This window comes from Streptomyces sp. NPDC001852, from assembly GCF_042891825.1.
Lineage (GTDB): Bacteria > Actinomycetota > Actinomycetes > Streptomycetales > Streptomycetaceae > Streptomyces.
This window is the reverse complement of record NZ_JBIATN010000003.1, coordinates 60,592-81,783: the sequence shown is the minus strand read 5'-3', so window position 1 is coordinate 81,783 and position 21,192 is coordinate 60,592. Positions and strand designations below refer to the sequence as shown.

The following is a 21,192-nucleotide window of genomic DNA, read 5'->3' as shown; positions in this document are numbered from 1 at the left end:
GCTCGTTCGCTGGGTCAATAAGAGCAGAGCCTGTGAACCGAGTCAACACGATTCACATGTTCCTATGTGTACACGCCGTGAATGCGTGGATCACGTGTACGCCGGTATGCTCGGCGCACACAGGGACGAGGGGAGCGGCCGGTGCAGGACAATGCGACAGAGGTGACCGCGGCCGGAATCGCCCGGCTCGCCGGAGTGGGCCGGGCCGCCGTCAGCAACTGGCGCCGCCGGCACGCCGATTTCCCCAAACCGGTCGGCGGCACCGAGACCAGCCCGTCCTTCGCGCTCGCCGAGGTCGAGGCCTGGCTGCGCAAGCAGGGCAAACTCGCCGAGGTCCCACTGCGGGAACGCGTCTGGCAGCAACTCGTCGGACATCCCGAGGGGCCGCTGACCGCCCTGGTGCACGCGGGCTGCGTCCTGCTCCTGATCCACGAGCGGTCCACCGTCTGGCTCGACGCGAGTGCCGGCTCCGACGCGCGCCTCGCGGCGATGCTGCCTGGCGCGCTGGAAGAGGTGCTGACCGCGCGTTTCGGCAGCGTGCGGGGTCGGGCCGGGCGCGGCGGTCGGGCTCCGGGGGCGGGAACGGGGGCGGCTGTGAACGCGTCCGTCGGTGGGGAGGGTGTGAACACCTCGTCCACAGGGTCTGGTGTGAACTTGGGCGTTGGGGCAGCTGGTGTGAACGCCGGTCACGGGGCGCCCATTGTGAACGCAGGCTTGCGGGCATCCGATGTGAACTCGGATTCCGTGGCGCCCCTCGTGAACGCGGATTCAGAGACGCCCGCTGTGAACCCGGCGCTCACGCCCCCCGCTGTGAACTCCCCGACCTCGCAACCCGTGAACGCCCCACCAGCTGTTCACACCCCCGCCGCCGTTCATGGCACCGCCACCCCGAGCGCCCCCACCCCGAGCGCCCCCACCCCGAGCGCCCCCACCCCGAGCGCCCCCACTCCGAGCGCCCCCACTCCGAGCGCCCCCACCCCGAGTGCCCCCACCCCGAGCGCCCCCACCCCGAGCGCCCCCACCCCGAGTGCCCCCACCCCCGCCCTCCGCCCCCCCACCGGCCCCCAACTCCTCCCCTCCGCCCCGCTCCTGCGCGGCGCGGCCGAGCTGGCCGCCGAGATCGGGGCGCGGCAGGCCTTCGAGTTCCTGTTGGGCCGGCACCTGGACGCCAACCCCCGCCAGTACACGCTCACCCCGGCGGACCTCGCCGGACTCATGGCCGAGCTCGCCGGCCCCGCCCGCACCGTGCTGGACCCGGCCTGTGGCACCGGCGCCCTGCTGCGAGCCGTCGACACCCGCCCCGACCAGGAGCTGTACGCCCAGGACAGCGCACCCGACCTGGCCGCGCTCACCGCGCTGCGGCTCGCGCTGCATTCCCGCGCCGGTGTGCGCGGCGCCGTCGGCGACACCCTGCGCGCCGACGCCCACCCCGAGCTGCGCGCCGACGCCGTGCTGTGCCATCCGCCGTTCAACGAGCGCAACTGGGGCCACGACGAACTCGCCTACGACCCCCGCTGGGAGTACGGCTTCCCGGCCCGCACCGAGTCCGAACTGGCCTGGGTGCAGCACGCGCTGGCCCGGCTGGCCGACGGCGGCTCCGCCGTGCTGCTCATGCCGCCGGCCGCCGCCTCCCGCCGTTCCGGGCGCCGGATCCGCGCCGACCTGCTGCGCCGGGGTGCGCTGCGGGCCGTGGTGGCGCTGCCGGTCGGGGCGGCGCCGCCGTACAACATCCCGCTGCACGTGTGGGTGCTGCGCCGGCCCGACCGGACGCCGGCCGCGCCCGAGGTGCTGCTCGTGGACACCGGGAGGTTCGCCGGGGAGGGCCGCGGCGGCCCGGACTGGCCGGCGGTGCGCGAGGCCGTCCTGGACGCCTGGCGTGCCTTCGAGCGCGCCGGGCGGTCGGCGGAGCGGCCGGGGCTCGCCCGTTCCGTGCCGGTCATCGAACTCCTCGACGACGACGTCGACCTGGCCCCCGCCCGCCACCTGCCGCCGGCGGCCGTGGCCGACGGCGCGGAGCAGCTCACGGCGGTGCGCGAGCGCCTCGGCACCACCCTGCGCCTGACCACCGAGCTGACTCCGCCGCCCGCCGCCCCCGCGCCGGGCGTGCGCTGGCCGCTCACCACCGTCGGCGAACTCGCACGCGGGGGCGCGCTGATGATGCGCACCGGCGGAAACGGCGGCCACGCGCGCGTGCCCGTGCTCACCGACCACGACGTCCTCGCCGGCACGGCGCCCTCCGGGACGCTTCCGGAGAGTGAGGAGGAGGCGGTGCTGACCGAGCCGGGCGACGTCGTCGTACCGGTGCTGGGCGGCGGCTCGGTGGCGCGCGTGATCGATGACGCGACGGGGGGCGCCGCCCTGGGGCGCAACCTCGTACTGCTGCGCCCCGATCGCACGGCGCTCGACCCGTGGTTCCTCGCCGGGTTCCTGCGCGGCACCGCGAACAACCGGCAGGCCAGCAGCTACGCCTCCACCGCGACCCGGCTGGACGTGCGCCGGCTGCAGCTGCCCCGGCTCCCGCTGGACGAACAGCGGCGCTACGGCGCGCGTTTCCGCGCACTCGACGAGTTCGAGCGGGCGCTGCGGCACGCGAGCCGGCTCGGGGACCAGCTCGTGCGCGGGATGTACGACGGCCTCACCGACGGCACGGTGGCGCCCGGCTGACCGCAGGTGTGGGCGGGCAGGACAACGGTTCGGTACAACCGGGACGCTTGCCCGTGTCCATGTCCGTGTCGGGTCATATGCTCGAAGCGACAATCGCACGACCGGCGTTCTCCGCCCGACGGAGGGCGCCGGGCGGACACGTACGCCCACATCAGGCATCAGGAGCAGTCATGCAAGGCCTCGGCTACGGACAGCCGGTGAAGCAGCCGCCGCACACCGCGTGGCTGGTTCTGCTGCGTGTGCTGTTCGTGGCGACCGGGTTTTTCAGCATCGGCCTCCTGGCCTGGGTGATGCTGCTGCGGCTGGCGATCGTCACACGGCGGGCGCTGGACTGGTGCCTGTTCGCCGCCGCGCTGGTCGCGGACGTCCTCAGCCTGGTGCTGGTCGGCACCGAGTCCGGCGACGACGTACACACCTCGGCCGGCTACTTCGGCATGTTCCTGTTGCTCGGCACGCTGGTCGCCACGATCGCGTACTACCTCGCCGCCGACATCCGCCACTTCGCGCTGCGGCAGCAGGCGTACGCCGCGCAGCGGGCGGGGCGGGCCGGGTACGCCTACCCGGGTCCCGCCAACCCGTACACGGCGGCGACCGTCCCCACCGTGCCGATCGGTCACGCGGGCCGCGACACGCCCTTCCCGCCGGCCCCGCACACCCCGCCCCCGATGCCCCACGCGCCCGTGCCCCAGCCGCCGCTGACCACCCCGCCGCCGCAGCGTCCGGCGCCCAGCCACATCGACCAGGTGCGTGCCGAACTGGACGAACTGAGCGACTACCTGCGCAAGCACGACGGCCGGCACGACGGCCACGAGGGCGGAAGGTGAGCGTGGCGGCAGGACGTGTCGTCGCCGGCCGGTACGAACTGTCCACGCTCATCGGACAGGGCGGCATGGGCCAGGTGTGGACGGCGTACGACCGGCGGCTCGACCGGCGCGTGGCGGTGAAGCTGCTGCGCCCCGACAAGGTCGCGGGGCAGGAGGCGGACGAGTTGCGCCGCCGGTTCATGCGCGAGTGCCGGGTGACCGCGCAGGTGGACCACCCCGGTCTGGTGACCGTGCACGACGCGGGCAGCGAGGGCGAGGAGCTGTTCCTCGTCATGCAGTACGTCGACGGCGCCGACCTGTCCGACCACCTCGCCGAGCACGATCCGTACCCGTGGCCGTGGGCGGTCGCGGTGGCCGCGCAACTGTGCGCCGTGCTGAGCGCCGTGCACGCCGTGCCGATCGTGCACCGCGACCTCAAGCCGCGCAACGTGATGGTGAAGCAGGACGGCACGGTCACCGTGCTCGACCTGGGCGTGGCCTCGGTGATGGACACCGACACCACCCGCCTCACCCACACCGGCTCCCCGATCGGCTCGCCCGCCTACATGGCACCGGAGCAGGCGATGGGCGGCGCCGTCGGCCCTTACACCGACCTGTACGCGCTCGGTGTGCTGATGCACGAACTGCTCAGCGGCGACGTGCCGTTCGCGGGTTCCACGGCGCTCGGGGTACTGCACCGGCACCTGTACGAGCCCCCGCAGCCGGTGCGCCGGATCCGCCCCGAGGTCCCCGAGGCGCTGGAGGCGCTCGTGCTGCGGCTGCTCGCCAAGGACCCGCAGCACCGGCCGGCGTCCGCGCAGGAGGTGTACGAGGACCTGGCGGCGCTCCTGCCCGCGCGCGGGACCCCCACCGGGGCTCCCTTGGACCCCACACGCCCCTTCCTGCGCCCGCACGCCCCCTGGCCGGACCGCGCGCGGACCCCCGCGCCCCAGCCCGCCCCCGTCGCGCCGGCGCCGCCGGTGGCCGGGAAGCCCGACGTCGCCGCCGCCGTGGACGAGGTCAAGCGCCTGCTGGGGGAGGGGCGCATCACCCAGGCCGTGGACATCCTGGGCGCGATCCTGCCCGCCGCCGCCGAACAGCACGGCGAGCACTCCCCGGTCGTACGCACCCTGCGCAAGCAGTACGCGGCCACGCTCATGGACGACGGCCAGTACCGGCGCGCGCTGCCCGAGCTGCGCCGCCTCGCCGACGAACGCGCCGCCGAGGCCGGCCAGGCCGACCCGCAGTCCCTGCGCTACCGCTACGAGGCCGCGCAGTGCCTGGAGCAGCTGGGCCAGCCGGCCGCCGCGCTCGCCGAGTACCGCGCGCTGCTGCCGTACTACGAGAACCAGTACGTCTCCGGCGACCCGCAGCTCGCCCACGACGTCCGCCGGCGCATCGGCCATCTGCTGCTCGCCCTCGGCGACCGGCCGTCCGCCCACGACACCCTCGCCCGGCTGCTGATGGACGTGGAGCGGCTGCACGGCCCCGGTCATCCGATGGCCATGGAGATCCGGCGCACGCTCCAGTGGCTGGGGCAGGTGCGGGGCTAGCGGGGGCGGTTGATACGTTGCGCTTCGCTCAGCAAGGCGACGTACGACAGGGGTGGGGATCATGGCTGGCCACCGGCAGTCCAAGAAGCACAGACACATCACGTGGGCCGTGGCCGGGGCGGCCGTGGTCGCCGGGGCCGGCATCGCCGCCCAGACCTCCATGGCCGCCACCGTCTGGCCGGCGCAGAAGACGTTCACCGGCCGGGCGTTCGACACCTGCGCCGCGCCCTCGCTGTCGGCGATGAAGGCCTGGCACACCGGCTTCTACGGCGCCGCCGCCGTCTATGTGGGCGGCAAGAACCGCGGCTGCTCCCAGCCCAACCTCACCGCCTCCTGGGTGAAGTCGGTCAGTTCCCTGGGCTGGAAGCTGATCCCGCTCTACGTCGGCGCACAGCCGCCCTGCCAGTCCGGTTCCAACCCGGAGAAGCTGACCGCCTCCACCGCCGCCTCCCTCGGAGCCTCGGACGCCGCCGACGCCGTGGCCAAGGCGTCCGCGCTCGGCATGAAGGCGGGCAGTCCGGTGTACCTGGACATGGAGGCGTACGACATCACCAACGCGGCGTGCAACGACGCCGTGCTGACGTACGTGCGCGCCTTCGACAAGGGGCTGCACGCCAAGACGTACCGCACCGGCTTCTACGGTTTCACCAGCTCCAGCGCCAAGGCCATCGCCACCGCCAAGGACAGGACCGACCTGCCGGGCAACCTCTGGTACGCGCTGTGGGACAAGCAGAACACCACCACCGCGGACTGGCCGTGGGGCTCGACCCAGTACACCGATCACAGCCGCGGCCACCAGTACCTGGTCAACAGCAAGGAGACGAGCAACGGCTACACGATCACCGTGGACCGTGACGCGTGGGACGGTCCGGTGGCGATCACCGGCTGACCCCGGACGCCGTCCGGGGGGCGCGGCGGTGCCCGAAGTGGCGGTGAATCGTTGGTCGAATGGGTTGGCCGGAGCAGTGCCACTGCCTACCATCGATCACCGCAAGACTTTGTGCACCGTCGCACAATCTCCCCTTGGAGGTTTCCTTGCACCGCCGCCGTCGCACCGCGCTCGTCCTCACCGCCGCGATCGCCGCCGCGGCACCCCTGCTGACCGCCTGCGGAAACGATGCGCACCCGGGCGCCGCGGCCGTCGTCGGAGGGCAGCGGATCACCGTCGCCCAGCTGGAGAGCCGGGTCGACGAGGTCCGCAGGGCACAGCGGGCCGCGGTGCCGGACGAGACCCAGTACCAGCAGGTCCTCGCCTCCACCAGCAGCCTGACCCGGGACACCCTGCACAACATGGTCCTCGACCGGGTGCTGCACCGCGCCGCGCAGGACGCCGGCATCACGGTCAGCCGCAAGGAGGTCGAGCAGATGCGCGCCGGGCTGGAGCAGCAGGCCGGCGGCGCCAAGGGGCTGCAGACCGCCTGGCTGCAGAAGTACGGCATCGCGCCCGCCCGCCTCGACGACAACCTCCGGCTCCAGCTGGAGGCGCAGAAGCTGGCCGGGCAGCTCGGCACCGACACCTCCCAGCCCGCCTTCTGGAAGGCGCTGTCCAAGGCCTCCAAGGAACTCCACATCGCCCTCAACCCGCGCTACGGCACCTGGGACGTGCAGAAGAGCAGCCGGGTGGACGCCAAGACGCCGTGGGTACGGGAGGTCACGACGACGTCGGGCGGACAGCCGGTGACGGCGTAGCGGCACGGCGGGGCCGGGCGCCGGGGCGGTACGGCAGCATGGCGAGCTGCTGTCATACGATCACATGATCGCCCGCGGCCTGTGGACAACCGAATCCGCTCCCTGCCGCCGTGGGTTACGTTCGGATCGTGAACGCATCCCGCCCCGACCTCGCCCCCGCCGCCGACCCCGGTCGCATCGTCCTGCTCACCACCAGCCACCGGGTCGCCCCCGGCCTGCTGTCCTGGCCCGCCTGGCAGGCCCTGCGCACCGCCGACGCCGTGCTGTGCGCGGACGGAGCGCATCCGCAGCTGCCCTATCTGCGGGAGGCCGGGATAGAGGTGGAGGCGGCTTCCCCCACCGCGCAGGAACTGGTCGACGCCTGCGCCGGCGGGCGGACGGTGGTGGTCGTGGCCACCGGTGAGGGGGAGCCCGCGCTCACCGACGGCCTGGCCCGGCTGGCCGGCTCCGGCCGCGTCTCCATGCCCGAGCTGGAACTGCTCCCGGCCTCCTACGACCTGCCCGGCGCCCGCCTGCTGGACCTCGTGCAGGTCATGGACCGCATTCGCGCCGAGTGCCCCTGGTCGTCCCGGCAGACCCACCAGGGCCTCGCCAAGTACGGCATCGAGGAGGCGTACGAGCTGGTCGAGGCGATCGAGGCCGGTGACCGCGAGGAGCTGCGCGAGGAGCTGGGCGACGTCCTGCTCCAAGTCGTCTTCCACTCCCGCATCGCCGAGGAGCACCCGGACACGCCGTTCTCCATAGACGACGTGGCCGGCGGCATCGTCGCCAAGCTCGTCCACCGGCACCCGCATGTCTTCGGCGACGAGAAGGCCGAGACACCGGAGGACGTCAAGGAACACTGGCTGCGCACCAAGGCCGAGGAGAAGCGGCGCACGTCGGTCACGGAGGGCGTGCCGCTCGGCCAGCCCGGCCTGGCCCTCGCCGCCAAGCTCTCCTCCCGCGCGCGTACGGCAGGTCTCGACGTGCCGCTCCCGCAGGGCGAGGACATCGGCTATCGGCTGCTGGCCCTGGCGGCCCGCGCCGAGGCGGAGGGCGTGGACCCCGAGGCGGCCCTGCGCGCGGCGGCCCGTGCCTACCGGGACGCCATCCGGGAGGCGGAGGGAATCACCCCCGAGCCGACGACCGCGGCCTCCGGCCCCCACCAGGACGCGGAGGCCCACCGCGACCCGGCGGAAGAGGATGCCCCATAGGCGGTACGCACGGCTCCCGGCGCCCGGGTCCACCGGGATCCCGCGGAGCATGGCGTGCCGGAGGCGGTACGCACATGGTTCCTGGCGGCCGGGTCCACCGGGATCCCGCGGACGAGGACGCGCCCCAGGCGGTACGCACGGCTCCCGGTGACCAGATCCGCGGGTCCCCACGGAGGAGGACGTGCCGGAGGCGCTACCCACAGCTCCCGGCGACCGGGCTCACCGGACCCCGCGGACGAGGACCCGCCGGAGGCGATACGCGCGGCTCCCGGCGACCGGGTGCACCGGGACCCCGCGGAGCAGGACGCGCCTCAGGCGATACCCACAGCCCACGGCCCACCAGGACGCGGAGGCTTACCCGGATCCGGATACCGTCGAGGAGTGACCGACCAGCCCCACCCGCAGGCCGCCCCCGAGCCCGTCGCCGGCTCGGCACCGGACCCCGCCTCCTCCGCCCCCGAGCCCGTCGCCGGCTCGGCACCGGACCCCGCCTCCTCCGCTCCCGACCTGTTCACCTGGGAGTTCGCCACCGACCCCTACCCCGCTTACGCCTGGCTGCGCGAGCACGCGCCGGTGCACCGGACGCGGTTGCCCAGCGGTGTCGAGGCCTGGCTGGTCACGCGGTACGCCGATGCCAGGCAGGCCCTCGCCGACCAGCGGCTGAGCAAGAACCCGGCGCATCACGACGAGCCCGCGCACGCCAAGGGAAAGACCGGCATCCCCGGCGAGCGCAAGGCCGAGCTGATGACGCATCTGCTGAACATCGACCCGCCGGACCACACCCGGCTGCGGCGGCTCGTCAGCAAGGCGTTCACGCCGCGCCGGGTCGCCGAGTTCGCGCCCCGGGTGCAGGAGCTGACCGACCGCCTCATCGACCGGTTCGCGACGAAGGGCTCCGCCGACCTCATCCACGAGTTCGCCTTCCCGCTGCCCATCTACGCCATCTGCGACCTGCTCGGCGTCCCGCGCGAGGACCAGGACGACTTCCGGGACTGGGCCGGGATGATGATCCGGCACGGCGGAGGGCCGCGCGGCGGAGTCGCACGGTCGGTCAAGAAGATGCGCGGCTACCTCGCCGAGCTGATCCACAGGAAGCGCGAGGCCCTGCCCGCCGAGCCCGCGCCCGGCGAGGACCTCATCTCCGGCCTCATCCGCGCCTCCGACCACGGCGAGCACCTCACCGAGAACGAGGCCGCCGCGATGGCCTTCATCCTGCTCTTCGCCGGTTTCGAGACCACCGTGAACCTGATCGGCAACGGCACCTACGCCCTGCTCACCCACCCCGCCCAGCGCGAGCGCCTCCAGGACTCCCTGGCCAGGAAGGAGAAGGACCTCCTGGAGACCGGGGTCGAGGAACTCCTGCGCTACGACGGCCCGGTGGAGCTGGCCACCTGGCGGTTCGCCACCGAGCCGCTCACCATCGGCGGGCAGGACATCGCGCCGGGGGATCCGGTGCTGGTGGTGCTCGCGGCGGCGGACCGGGACCCGCAGCGGTTCGCCGATCCGGACGTGCTGGACCTCGCTCGCCGCGACAACCAGCACCTCGGATACGGCCACGGCATCCACTACTGCCTCGGCGCGCCGCTCGCCCGGCTGGAGGGCCAGACCGCGCTCGCCACCCTGCTCACCCGCCTGCCCGACCTGCGGCTCGCCGCCGATCCGGCCGACCTGAGGTGGCGGGGCGGGCTCATCATGCGGGGCCTGCGCACCCTGCCGGTGGAGTTCACGCCGGTTCCGGCGGGCGCCGGCGGTCAGTAGTCCAGGCCCGCGAACCAGTCGCCGCGGCCGCCGGGCGTCAGGTCGAGGAGGTGCCAGACGGGGTTGAGGAGGTCGATGCCGCGCTGGTCGATGTCCTCGGCCATGCGCGGGTGGGCGGAGTAGAAGTGGCGGACCGTGCCGTCCGGGTCCCGGGTGAAGACGGACACGGTGGAGTCCTGCACTCCGTCCTCGTCCTCGCTGCCCAGGTCGTACTTGAAGGTGCTGTCCCCGGCACTGAGCAGGCGCAGCCGGGACCAGCCGCGGCCTCGGGCGTGCCGGCGCAGGACGGGCGGGTCGGCGGCCGCGAGGACGACGAGGTCGGCGTTCTGGGCGACGTGGTGGGCGACGCCGTTGAAGCCGTCGATCCACAGGGTGCACATCGGACACGGGTCGGTCTGCCGTTTGCCGTACATGAAGTGGTAGACGATCAACGGCCGGCCGGGGCCGGAGAACAGCTCGCTCAGTCTGACCTCGCGGACGGGGGTGTCGCCCGCGTCGAGGTCGGCGGGGCCTTCGAGGAAGACGTGGTCGCCGACGGCGGCGCCCTGCGGCAGCGCCCTGCGCAGGGCCGCGACCCTCTCTCGGTGGCGCATGAGTTCGATCTCGGCGTCGCGGAGTTCCTCGCGTGCGGCGAGGTAGTCCGCGGACTCGCCGGGCAGCCGGGTCTGGCGCGCCATCGTGTCCTCCTGGACGTCAAGCCCCCCGGTTCATGTCGGGTCCTATGGTTGCGGCCGCGCCGCGCGCCGGGCGTGAGGCACCGCCGTTCCCGTCGGGTGACAAAGCGGGCAGGAGGGGAGGATCGGGTGCAGGCAGGGGGGAGATGACAAACCTTCAACTCCGTGATCTTCACGTGATCTGCGCGGCATTAACTTGTGACAAGTGATCGTCTGCCGATACGTTCACCCATCAGCGTGGCGAGGGGCACCAGTTCGCCTCGCCGGTCCTGCTGTCGCACGAAAGGCTTCCGCATGCTCTCCGGGAACGGTCGTCACCGTCGCCCCCGTCAGGCTCCTGCCCTCCTCGTCGCGGCCGGGGTGACCGGCTCCGCCATCGCCATCCCGCTGCTCGGCGCCGCCAGTGCCAGCGCGGCCGACGGCACCACCTGGGACAAGGTCGCCGAGTGCGAGAGCGGCGGTTCCTGGAGCGCGGACACCGGAAACGGCTACTACGGCGGTCTGCAGATCTCGCTGGACGACTGGGACAAGTACGGCGGCACGCAGTACGCCGAGAGCGCCGACCAGGCCAGCCGCTCCCAGCAGATAGCCGTCGCCGAGAAGATCCTCGCGGACCAGGGCACCAAGCCGTGGGCGATGTGCGCGCTGACCGCCGGGCTGACCTCCGGCTCCGCCTCGGTCGACGTCGACACCGGCGTCGGCGGCTCCGGCAACGGCGACGGGTCGAGTGGTGCGTCCGGCTCGGCCGACGGCTCCGACTCGTCCGGTCTGCCGGATTCGTCCGCGTCCGACTCCGGTTCGAGTTCGGGCTCGGACTCCGGCTCCCAGACCGCCTCCGGTTCGGCCTCCTCCGGCTCCCCCTCGGACTCGAGCGCCACGCCGGCCCCGAGCCCGAGCAAGGACGCCACCGGGACCCCCGCTGCGACCGGCGGCCCCACCGGAACCGGCACCCCCAAGTCCGACAAGACCGACAAGTCCGGCTCGTATGACAGTGGAAGCCCTCAGGGGGGCGGTAGCTCTCCCGCGGCGACACCCGGTACCGACAACTCGGACAATCAGCAGCAGAGTGCCGGTTCTTGGAGCCTGATCGACACCGGCGCACTCGGCAGTGGCGGACGCCACCGCGGCGACAGTGCGGACGAAAGCGTGACAAACGGTCAGAACGCCACCTCTTCCGGCCGTCATGCCGTTCATGGGCCGGCCACCTACACCGTCCACGAGGGCGACTCCCTCGCCTCCATCGCCGACTCCCTTGGTGTCGACGGCGGGTGGCACGCGCTCTATGAGGCCAACAAGAAGGTCATCGGCGCCGACCCCGACCACATCACCGCCGGTCAGACCCTGAAAATCCATGCCGAAAACGGCGAGGGCTAGCGGGAGTTGACGCCCCACTTCGCGGCTGATGTCCGGTTTGGCGAAAGTGTGGGATGAGTCTCAGAAGCCCTGATCGTCTTTGAAATTCCGTCGATCGCATGTCTACGGTCAGGACCGCTCGTCACCACGAGCCCCGGGACTCGCAACGCCGAATCCTGCCAGCGGGTTGCCCGGGAACAGTCGTCGCGTCAAGCGCCGTAGGCAGGAGCGGGGGACCCAAGGTAGGCGCCGGGCCCAGCGGTTGACGCTGGACCGGCTAGGGGTGAAGCCGCGCCTCGCGAGAGCGAGCGTGCGGCCGGGCAACTCAACCGGCCCGAACCCGACAGCTCACCTCGCAGGCGTCGGTGAGGGGATCGATCCATGCTGTTTTCCGGCAAGGGCAAGCACCGTCGTCCGTCCAAGGCCGTCCGCGCCATCACGCTCGCCGGTGTCACCGGCGCCGCCGTCGCCGCCCCGCTGATGGCGGCCGGCAACGCCTCCGCCGCCACCGCCTCCGAGTGGGACGCGGTCGCCCAGTGCGAGTCGGGCGGCAACTGGTCCATCAACACCGGCAACGGCTTCTACGGCGGTCTGCAGTTCACCAACTCCACCTGGGCCGCGTACGGCGGCACCGCCTACGCCGCGCGTGCCGACCTCGCCACCAAGGCGCAGCAGATAGCCGTCGCCGAGAAGGTCCTCGCGGGTCAGGGCAAGGGCGCCTGGCCGGTCTGCGGCACGGGCCTGTCCTCCGCCGCCTACAGCGGCTCGGCCCCGACCGCCTCGACGAAGTCCGCGCCGAGCACGAGCACCCGCTCCACCGACCAGCAGGCCGCCACCCGCTCCACCACGCGCACGGCCCCGAAGGCGAGCAAGACCGTCACCACCCCGACCGGCAAGAAGGTCAAGAAGGGCGACGGCGAGTACAAGGTCGTCACGGGCGACACCCTCAGCGCCATCGCCGAGAAGCACCACGTGGCCGGCGGCTGGCAGAAGCTGTTCCAGCTGAACAAGGACATCGTCCAGGACGCGAACCTCATCTACCCGGGCCAGCAGCTGCACCTGAAGTGACACCCGGCTCCGAACGGACCCACAGTGCCCTCACATCCCCGGCCCGCACACTGAAGGCCTCGTGAGGGCCACCCCCGTCCCCACGGGCTCCCCGCCCCGGCGCGTGTTCCCCCGTACGCGCCGGGGCGGGGTCTTTTTCTGCCCCTTTCCCGAGGGCCTCCGCCCCCTTTTCTTCGTGCCTCGTACACCCACCCTTTGTTCCGCTGGTGAACAATGGGTACCGTCTGCGTGTCCCTCCCCGTCCACGGGACGGTCGGTCGGTGGCCGGCGCCCCCGGGACGGTTAGGCTCTAGGCGCAAGGCACAGCCGTAAGGCACACAGCCCCGTACTTCCAGCGTCACATCCAAGAAGGAGATGCTCGTGCCGTCCATCGACGTCGTCGTAGCCCGGGAAATCCTGGACTCCCGAGGCAACCCCACGGTCGAGGTCGAGGTCGGCCTCGACGACGGCAGCACGGGTCGTGCCGCCGTCCCGTCCGGCGCCTCCACCGGCGCCTTCGAGGCCATCGAGCTGCGCGACGGTGACCCCAACCGTTACCTGGGCAAGGGTGTCGAGAAGGCCGTCCTCGCCGTCATCGAGCAGATCGGCCCGGAGCTGGTCGGCTACGACGCCACCGAGCAGCGCCTGATCGACCAGGCCATGTTCGACCTGGACGCCACCGACAACAAGGGCTCCCTCGGCGCCAACGCCATCCTCGGCGTCTCCCTCGCCGTCGCCCACGCCGCCTCCGAGGCGTCCGACCTCCCCCTCTTCCGCTACCTGGGCGGCCCGAACGCGCACCTGCTGCCGGTGCCGATGATGAACATCCTCAACGGCGGCTCGCACGCGGACTCCAACGTGGACATCCAGGAGTTCATGATCGCCCCGATCGGCGCGGAGTCCTTCTCCGAGGCCCTGCGCTGGGGCGCCGAGGTCTACCACACCCTGAAGAAGGTCCTGAAGAGCAAGGGCCTGGCCACCGGCCTCGGCGACGAGGGCGGCTTCGCCCCGAACCTCGGCTCCAACCGCGAGGCCCTCGACCTCATCCTCGAGGCCGTCAAGGAGGCCGGCTACGCCCCCGGCGAGCAGATCGCCCTCGCGCTCGACGTGGCCGCCTCCGAGTTCTACAAGGACGGCAAGTACCTCTTCGAGGGCAAGGAGCGCTCCGCCGCCGAGATGACGGAGTACTACGAGGAGCTCGTGGCGGCCTACCCGCTCGTCTCCATCGAGGACCCGCTGTTCGAGGACGACTGGGCCGGCTGGAAGGTCATCACCGACAAGCTCGGCGACAAGGTCCAGCTGGTCGGCGACGACCTGTTCGTCACCAACCCCGAGCGCCTCGCCCGCGGCATCGAGGAGGGCACCGCCAACGCCCTGCTGGTCAAGGTCAACCAGATCGGCTCGCTGACCGAGACCCTGGACGCCGTCGAGCTGGCCCAGCGCAACGGCTTCAAGTGCATGATGTCCCACCGCTCCGGCGAGACCGAGGACGTCACCATCGCCGACCTGGCCGTCGCCACCAACTGCGGCCAGATCAAGACCGGCGCCCCGGCCCGCTCCGAGCGTGTCGCCAAGTACAACCAGCTGCTGCGCATCGAGGAGATCCTCGACGACGCCGCGGTGTACGCGGGCCGCAGCGCGTTCCCCCGCTTCAAGGGCTGACCCAACCTGGAGTAAGTCTTAGCCAGTCGTACGTACGTCCCTGTACCCGGTCCCGTACCGTGTGCGGGGACGTACGCGCGTGTGAAAGGGGAGGCGGAGAGCCAGATGGCTGTGAAGGACCGGGACCGTTTCTCCACCGCGACCAGGCTGCGGCTGCTCGGCGAGCAGACGGCGGCCCGGGTCTACCGCTCCCAGAGCAGGCGGCAGGCCCGACGCTCCCGGCTCACCGGCCGCGCGGCGCTGCTCGCCCTGGTGCTGTGCTCGATGATCGTCGCGCTCGCCTACCCGATGCGGCAGTACGTCTCCCAGCGCGCGCAGATCTCCGACCTCCAGCGGCAGCGGGAGCAGGCCCGCGAGCGGGTGGAGCAGCTGCGCGACCTCAAGGCGCGCTGGCAGGACGACTCCTACGCCGAGCAGCAGATCCGGCGCCGGCTGCACTACGTGATGCCCGGCGAGACCGGGTACGTGGTCGTCGACCCCGGCGGCACGGCCCGGCAGTCCCGATCCGACCTCAAGGCCGCCCGGCGGCCCTGGTACGCCAATGTCTGGGACGGCCTGGACAAGTCCGACGCCTCCGACCAGTAGTCGATGCAGTCATCGACGCAGTGACCGACAGAAAGCCAATCCGAAAGCAGTCATGGAAACGCCCCCGCCGCCCACCCCGCGCACCGAGCCCACCGACGCGGACGTCGAGGCCTTCAAGCAGCAGCTGGGCCGCCCGCCGCGGGGCCTGCGGGCCATCGCGCACCGCTGCCCGTGCGGTCAGCCGGACGTCGTGGAGACGGCACCCCGGCTGCCCGACGGCACGCCCTTCCCGACGACGTACTACCTGACGTGCCCGCGCGCCGCCTCGGCGATCGGCACGCTGGAGGCGAACGGCGTCATGAAGGAGATGACCGAACGCCTGCAGAGCGACCCCGAGCTGGCCGCGGCCTACCGTGCCGCGCACGAGGACTACATCGCGCGCCGGGACGCCATCGAGGTCCTGAAGGGCTTCCCCAGCGCGGGTGGCATGCCGGACCGCGTGAAGTGCCTGCACGTCCTGGTCGCGCACTCGCTGGCCGCCGGACCCGGGGTGAACCCGCTCGGCGACGAGGCGATCGCGATGCTGCCCGAGTGGTGGCGCAAGGGGCCGTGCGTGCAGCCCCTCGAGGCGCCCGACCCGGCGGACGAGCACCCCGGTGAGGAGGGCGCGGTCTTCGACCCCGCCGAGGTCCGCAGCGGCTTCTTCGCCGAGAAGCCCATGGTCCCGGAGGGCTTCTCCCGGGTCGCCGCCGTCGACTGCGGCACGAACTCCATCCGGCTGCTCGTCGCCGACGTGAACCCCGCCACCGGTGAGCTGCTGGAGCTGGACCGCCGCATGACGATCGTGCGGCTCGGCCAGGACGTGGACCGCACCGGCCGGCTGGCGCCCGAGGCGCTGGAGCGGACCTTCGCCGCATGCCGGGAGTACGCCGGGGTGATCCGTGAACTCGGCGCAGCCAGGGTGCGGTTCGTCGCCACCTCCGCCTCCCGCGACGCCGAGAACCGGGACGACTTCGTGCGCGGGGTGCTGGACATCCTCGGCGTCGAGCCGGAGGTGATCAGCGGCGAGCAGGAGGCCGAGTTCTCCTTCACCGGCGCCACCAAGGAGCTGACCGGCCGGGACGACCTGACCAGGCCCTACCTGGTGGTGGACATCGGCGGCGGCTCCACCGAGTTCGTCGTCGGCGACGACCGGGTGCGGGCGGCGCGGTCCGTGGACGTGGGCTGCGTACGGATGACGGAACGTCACCTGGTGCACGGCGGCAAGGTCTCCGACCCGCCCACCGAGCAGCAGATCGCCGCCATGCGGGCCGACATCGAGGCGGCCCTGGACCTCGCCGAGGAGACGGTGCCGCTGCGCGAGGCGCACACCCTGGTGGGCCTCGCCGGGTCCGTCACCACCGTCTCGGCCATCGCGCAGGAACTGCCCGAGTACGACTCCGCGCGCATCCACCACTCCCGCGTCTCCCGCGACCGGGTCCGTGAGATCACCGAGTGGCTGCTGCGCTCCACGCACGCCGAGCGCGCCGCGATCCCGTCCATGCACCCGGGCCGGGTCGACGTGATCGGCGCGGGCTCCCTCGTGCTGCTCGCGATCATGGAACGGATCGGTGCCGAGGAGGTCGTGGTGAGCGAGCACGACATCCTCGACGGCATCGCCTTCGGTGCGGCCGGGGCGGCGGCATCGGGCCAGGGGGCCGCCGGCCCGCGATGACGTGGAGTGGCCCCGGTCCCCCTGAGGAGGAACCGGGGCCGTCGCCCCGGCCCGAGCGGGCCGGTCGTCAGTTGCAGAGCAGGACGATGAGGCCGTTGCACCCCCCGTCCTCGTCGTCCTCGTCGTGGCCGCCGCCCTTCCCGTGCTCGTCGTGGCCGCGGCCGTCCTCGCCGTGGCCGCCGCCGGCCGGGGCCGCCTTGGCGGTGAGGTGAGTGGCGGGGGTCGCCGCCACGGCGGAGGCGGCTGTCGCCGTCCCCGCCGCGAGGGCGATGCCCAGGACCGCGCTGACCATGCCTATTCGCGAGATGGCCTTCTTGGAGGCCGTCTGTGAAGTGCTCATGCAGGCACGCTATGGGGCGCTCTGTCCGATATCGCGCGGTGTGTGGCTGACCGGGTGAACAGCGGTCCGTGCAGCGGTCCGGCCGGGTGAAGCCCTGTTGCCCGGGTCTCTTTTGTTACCCACGGGTAGCCAACTGCTGAGCAGGTCGGATAACGTTTGAGCGGCTTCCGGGTGGCCTGCCGGGCTCCCCGGGGCCCTTCGATGACACGGCGTCGGAAAACTTCGTGAAGTTCTTCACAAGGATTTCGGGCCGGTCGGCGTACGGAAGTCCCCCGGTTGGCCCTTTCAGGGGGTGAAGAGCCCTTTGAACATGTTCAGATGGGGGTCGTGCGCCGCCTTCGGATCGCGTGCCGACGGGGGTGTTTCGGGCGGCTCACCTCCTCGCCCGCCACCGAGAGAGGCAGCTCACGCGGCATTCACAACGGCTGTGGGGGTACTGCGGTTCCCCTCGCCCGTCATGATCTGTGTCACGCGGGCCGCGGAGTGTAGCACAGGCCCTGTCGAACCTTGTGAAGGGGCGCACGAGCAGCCCCCCAGTAGCGGGTGGATACTCGATGGCATGAGCACCACGGAGCGTCCCAGGATCCTCGTAGTAGGCGGTGGGTACGTAGGCCTGTACGCAGCTCGGCGCATTCTCAAGAAGATGCGCTACGGAGAGGCGACCGTCACGGTCGTCGACCCCCGGTCGTACATGACCTACCAGCCCTTCCTCCCCGAAGCCGCCGCCGGCAACATCTCCCCTCGCCACGTCGTCGTCCCGCTGCGGCGCGTGCTGCCGAAGGCGGAGGTCCTCACCGGCCGGGTCACCACCATCGACCAGGACCGCAAGGTCGCCACGATCGCCCCGCTGGTGGGCGAGGCGTACGAGCTGCCCTTCGACTACCTCGTCATCGCGATGGGCGCGGTCTCCCGCACCTTCCCGATCCCCGGCCTCGCCGAGCAGGGCATCGGCATGAAGGGCATCGAGGAGTCCATCGGCCTGCGCAACCACGTCCTCGAGCAGCTGGACAAGGCCGACTCCACGACCGACGAGGAGATCCGCCGCAAGGCGCTCACCTTCGTCTTCATCGGCGGTGGCTTCGCGGGCGCGGAGACCATCGGCGAGGTCGAGGACATGGCCCGGGACGCGGCCAAGTACTACAAGAACGTGTCCCGTGAGGACATGCGCTTCATCCTCGTCGACGCCGCCGACAAGATCCTGCCGGAGGTCGGCCCGAAGCTCGGCCAGTACGGCAAGGAGCACCTCGAGGGCCGCGGCGTGGAGATCTACCTCTCCACCTCCATGGACTCCTGCGTCGACGGCCACGTCGTGCTGAAGAACGGCCTCGAGGTCGACTCCAACACGATCGTGTGGACCGCCGGCGTCAAGCCGAACCCGGCCCTGGCCCGCTTCGGTCTGCCGCTCGGCCCGCGCGGCCACGTCGACTGCGAGCCGACCCTCCAGGTCAAGGGCACGGACTACATCTGGGCCGCCGGTGACAACGCACAGGTCCCGGACCTCGTCGGCCGCAAGGCGGGCAACGAGAACGCCTGGTGCCCGCCCAACGCCCAGCACGCGCTGCGCCAGGCCCGTGTCCTCGGCGACAACGTGGTCTCCGGCATGCGGGGCTTCCCGCAGAAGGACTACGAGCACGCCAACAAGGGTGCGGTCGCCGGTCTCGGCCTGCACAAGGGCGTGGCGATGATCGTCATGGGCAAGATGAAGATCAAGCTCAAGGGCCGCCTCGCCTGGTACATGCACCGTGGCTACCACGGCATGGCGATGCCGACCTGGAACCGCAAGATCCGCGTCTTCGCCGACTGGACGCTCGGCATGTTCCTCAAGCGCGAGGTCGTCTCCCTGGGCGCCATGGAGAACCCGCGCGAGGAGTTCTACGAGGCCGCGAAGCCGGCGCCGGTCGCCGCCGCCAAGACCGAGGAGAAGGCCAAGGCCTCCTGACCCCGGTCAGCCGAACACGCCCGAAGGGGCCGCCTGCCATCCGTGGTGCGGGCGGCCCCTTCGGCGTGTTCCGGCGCCACCGCTCAGGTGGCCACGGCGGGTGCCCCGCGCTGTGGGGTGCCGTGGTCCGGGGCGTGGATGCTGTGGAGCACCTGCCGGTAGTCCCGGTCGACGGTGCGCCGCTGGTCGCCGGTGCCGACGTTCATGACCATGATCGCCTGCCTGCCGTGGTCGACAAGGCGGATGTGCCCCGTCCTGCCGTGGGCGCCGACGAGCTTCGCCTCCAGATAGTGGTCGCCGTGCTCGGTGCCGTCGTGGACGTCGGTGCTGCGCAGTGCGGTGCTGGGATCGGCGCTGTTGTAGCCGTCCACCGCGCCCTTGAGGCCTCCCTTGAGGTCCCACGGTTTGGCCGGATCGGAACCGGGCTCGTCGAAGACCGAGAATCCCATGGCCCCGTAGCCGGTGGTCGCCACGTAGTCACGGCAGTTGACCCCGTTGTCGGTGGTCTTGTGCACCTGGGGCTTTCCGGGGAGCTGGACGCTGATGCCGCTCGGAGCGTCGGTGATCTTGTTCCACTGCGCGGCGGCGAACGCGGAGCCGTGCGCCAGCGCGCCTCCGGTGAGCACCGCCGTCGAGGCGGCGAGCAGGGCGAGACGCCGGGACGTGGAGAGACGAGTCATGGTGATGCACATCCGATGAGGAGAGGGGATCTCGGTACGTCATCCATTACGGCCCGGCCCCGGATGCCCGTCATGCCCCTGCAAGTCGTGACTTGACCGGTGGCGGGCTCTCGCGCACACTCCGCCGCTACGCCGTCCGCATGGCCGGAACAGCTGTTTTGCCCAGTTGTAACTCCTTTGCGGGACTGCGCGGGACGACCGACGGTGTTTACGTGGTTACCGGCATCCGGGATCTCGTCTTGGAGGTGTGCGCCATGGCCGACGCCGCGTCGCGGCTGAGGAGTCTTGCCGAGCAGGTGCTGGGAGCCCCGCTCCCGGTGCGGGTACGGGCCTGGGACGGATCGCAGGCCGGGCCGCCGGACGCACCCGCGCTGGTCCTTCACAACCGCCGCGCCCTGCGCCGCATGCTGTTCAAACCGGGCGAGCTGGGCCTCGTCCGCGCCTGGGTCTCCGGGGACCTGGACATCGAGGGCGATCTGTACGCCGCGCTCGAGGCACTGGCGGGCCTCGTCTGGGAGCGCGCCGAGGACGCCCCCGGTCCCCTCCAGGCCCTGCGCGACCCCGCCGTACGGACCGCCGTCCGCGAGCTGCTGAAGCTCGCCGGGCCGCCGCTCCCGCCCGCCCCGCCGCGGGAGGAGGTCCGCAGACCGCGCCGGCACCTGCACACCCGGCGCACCGACAGGCGGGCGATCAGCCACCACTACGACGTCGGCAACGACTTCTACGAGCTCGTCCTCGGCCCGTCCATGGTGTACTCCTGCGCCTACTGGGAGGAGGCCGGAAACCTGGAGGGGGCCCAGCGGGACAAGCTCGAACTCGTCTGCGCCAAACTGGGCCTGACGCCCGGTCAGCGGCTGCTGGACGTCGGCTGCGGATGGGGCTCGATGGCCATCCACGCGGCCCGGGAGCACGGCGTGAGCGTCGTGGGGATCACCCTGTCGCAGGAGCAGGCGGCGTACGCCCGCAAGCGCGTCGCCGACGAGGGGCTGACCGACCGGGTGGAGATCAGGGTCCAGGACTACCGGGACGTGACGGACGGGCCCTTCGACGCCATCTCCTCCATCGGCATGGCGGAGCACGTCGGCGCCGATCGCTATCTGGAGTACGCCCGCCGGCTGTACGGCCTGCTGGGGCCCGGCGGGCGGCTGCTCAACCACCAGATCGCCCGCCGCCCGCAGCACGACGAGTCGGCGTACGCCGTGGACGAGTTCATCGACGCCTACGTCTTCCCGGACGGCGAACTCGCTCCCATCGGCACCACCGTGACCCAGCTGGAGCGTGCCGGGTTCGAGGTGCGGGACGTGGAGTCCATCCGCGAGCACTACGCCCGCACCCTGCGCCGGTGGGTCGTCAACCTGGAGGGGGAGTGGGGCCGCGCCGTCCGCCTCACCAGCCCCGGCCGGGCCCGCGTCTGGCGGCTGTACATGGCCGCCTCGGCCCTCGCCTTCGAACGCAACCGGATCGGCGTCAACCAGGTCCTGGCGGTCCGCACCCCCGAGTCGGGCGCGTCCGGGCTGTCGCTGCGCCCACGCACCTGGCACGGCTGACACGGCAAGGGCCCCCGTTCCGCGACCGGAACGCGGGCCCTGACCGTCGCA

17 protein-coding genes, 1 pseudogene and 1 riboswitch are annotated in these 21,192 nt (G+C 71.9%); of the genes and pseudogenes, 15 read left to right on the top strand and 3 right to left on the bottom strand.

From position 1 onward, the window contains the following. Window positions 1–141 precede the first annotated feature (141 nt). The 7 genes from ACFYZB_RS05700 (at window position 142) to ACFYZB_RS05670 (ending at window position 9,660) form a co-directional block, all read left to right on the top strand. Window positions 142–2,664 (top strand): N-6 DNA methylase, encoded by a 2,523-nt coding sequence (locus tag ACFYZB_RS05700; RefSeq protein WP_388754730.1) that lies wholly within the window; start codon window positions 142–144, stop codon window positions 2,662–2,664. Window positions 2,665–2,834: 170 nt separating this feature from the next. Then, a complete protein-coding gene (locus ACFYZB_RS05695; protein ID WP_388754727.1) occupies window positions 2,835–3,488 on the top strand; it encodes a hypothetical protein in 654 nt (217 codons plus the stop codon). 38 nt (window positions 3,489–3,526) lie between these two features. Beyond that, window positions 3,527–5,020 carry a serine/threonine-protein kinase gene (locus ACFYZB_RS05690; RefSeq protein WP_351206402.1) on the top strand — a complete coding sequence of 498 codons (1,494 nt, stop codon included), beginning with the start codon at window positions 3,527–3,529 and terminating at the stop codon, window positions 5,018–5,020. A gap of 61 nt (window positions 5,021–5,081) precedes the next feature. Next, window positions 5,082–5,909 (top strand): glycoside hydrolase domain-containing protein, encoded by an 828-nt coding sequence (locus ACFYZB_RS05685; protein WP_388754725.1) that lies wholly within the window; start codon window positions 5,082–5,084, stop codon window positions 5,907–5,909. 146 nt (window positions 5,910–6,055) lie between these two features. Further along, window positions 6,056–6,709: a SurA N-terminal domain-containing protein gene (locus ACFYZB_RS05680; RefSeq protein ID WP_388755632.1), complete on the top strand. Its 654-nt coding sequence runs from the start codon at window positions 6,056–6,058 to the stop codon at window positions 6,707–6,709. 128 nt (window positions 6,710–6,837) lie between these two features. Then, window positions 6,838–7,902 (top strand): nucleoside triphosphate pyrophosphohydrolase, encoded by a 1,065-nt coding sequence (locus ACFYZB_RS05675; protein ID WP_388754722.1) that lies wholly within the window; start codon window positions 6,838–6,840, stop codon window positions 7,900–7,902. A 381-nt stretch (window positions 7,903–8,283) separates the two neighbouring features. Further along, complete coding sequence (locus ACFYZB_RS05670; RefSeq protein ID WP_388754720.1) at window positions 8,284–9,660, top strand: cytochrome P450; 1,377 nt, start codon at window positions 8,284–8,286, stop codon at window positions 9,658–9,660. On the opposite strand, the gene ACFYZB_RS05665 is transcribed toward ACFYZB_RS05670, so the two are convergent. Beyond that, window positions 9,654–10,337 carry a DUF899 family protein gene (locus ACFYZB_RS05665; RefSeq protein ID WP_388754717.1) on the bottom strand — a complete coding sequence of 228 codons (684 nt, stop codon included), beginning with the start codon at window positions 10,335–10,337 and terminating at the stop codon, window positions 9,654–9,656. The two genes, ACFYZB_RS05670 and ACFYZB_RS05665, sit on opposite strands and share 7 nt — an antisense overlap. A gap of 291 nt (window positions 10,338–10,628) precedes the next feature. Between ACFYZB_RS05665 and ACFYZB_RS05660 the strand changes: the two genes are divergently transcribed. The 6 genes and pseudogenes from ACFYZB_RS05660 (at window position 10,629) to ACFYZB_RS05635 (ending at window position 16,635) form a co-directional block, all read left to right on the top strand. Next, the gene (locus tag ACFYZB_RS05660) at window positions 10,629–11,708 is read left to right on the top strand and encodes a transglycosylase family protein (RefSeq protein ID WP_388754715.1); all 1,080 of its coding nucleotides are present in this window, start codon (window positions 10,629–10,631) and stop codon (window positions 11,706–11,708) included. A gap of 183 nt (window positions 11,709–11,891) precedes the next feature. Continuing rightward, window positions 11,892–12,064, top strand: a riboswitch (cyclic di-AMP (ydaO/yuaA leader). Window positions 12,065–12,068: 4 nt separating this feature from the next. Next, window positions 12,069–12,755: a transglycosylase family protein gene (locus ACFYZB_RS05655; RefSeq protein WP_388754712.1), complete on the top strand. Its 687-nt coding sequence runs from the start codon at window positions 12,069–12,071 to the stop codon at window positions 12,753–12,755. Window positions 12,756–13,109: 354 nt separating this feature from the next. Continuing rightward, entirely contained in the window at window positions 13,110–14,396 is a 1,287-nt protein-coding gene (eno, locus tag ACFYZB_RS05650) for a phosphopyruvate hydratase (protein ID WP_351205938.1), read from the top strand. A gap of 105 nt (window positions 14,397–14,501) precedes the next feature. Then, window positions 14,502–14,981, top strand: coding sequence for a septum formation initiator family protein (locus tag ACFYZB_RS05645; protein ID WP_388754709.1), 480 nt, complete (start codon window positions 14,502–14,504; stop codon window positions 14,979–14,981). Then, window positions 14,938–15,435: pseudogene (locus ACFYZB_RS05640) on the top strand (DUF501 domain-containing protein); the annotation flags it as partial. The gene ACFYZB_RS05645 and the pseudogene ACFYZB_RS05640, both read left to right, overlap by 44 nt. A 204-nt stretch (window positions 15,436–15,639) precedes the next feature. Then, window positions 15,640–16,635: an exopolyphosphatase gene (locus tag ACFYZB_RS05635; RefSeq protein ID WP_388755629.1), complete on the top strand. Its 996-nt coding sequence runs from the start codon at window positions 15,640–15,642 to the stop codon at window positions 16,633–16,635. A 67-nt stretch (window positions 16,636–16,702) separates the two neighbouring features. Here the strand turns inward: ACFYZB_RS05635 and ACFYZB_RS05630 are convergent, their stop codons facing one another. After that, complete coding sequence (locus ACFYZB_RS05630; protein ID WP_351205934.1) at window positions 16,703–16,975, bottom strand: hypothetical protein; 273 nt, start codon at window positions 16,973–16,975, stop codon at window positions 16,703–16,705. A gap of 559 nt (window positions 16,976–17,534) precedes the next feature. Between ACFYZB_RS05630 and ACFYZB_RS05625 the strand changes: the two genes are divergently transcribed. Further along, complete coding sequence (locus ACFYZB_RS05625) at window positions 17,535–18,914, top strand: NAD(P)/FAD-dependent oxidoreductase (RefSeq protein ID WP_351205932.1); 1,380 nt, start codon at window positions 17,535–17,537, stop codon at window positions 18,912–18,914. Between the two features lie 83 nt (window positions 18,915–18,997). Here the strand turns inward: ACFYZB_RS05625 and ACFYZB_RS05620 are convergent, their stop codons facing one another. After that, window positions 18,998–19,594 (bottom strand): hypothetical protein, encoded by a 597-nt coding sequence (locus ACFYZB_RS05620; RefSeq protein WP_388754706.1) that lies wholly within the window; start codon window positions 19,592–19,594, stop codon window positions 18,998–19,000. 254 nt (window positions 19,595–19,848) lie between these two features. On the opposite strand from ACFYZB_RS05620, the gene ACFYZB_RS05615 reads away from it, so the two are divergent. After that, on the top strand, window positions 19,849–21,141 hold the full coding sequence (locus tag ACFYZB_RS05615) for a class I SAM-dependent methyltransferase (protein ID WP_388754703.1): 1,293 nt from the start codon (window positions 19,849–19,851) through the stop codon (window positions 21,139–21,141). Window positions 21,142–21,192: the final 51 nt, after the last annotated feature.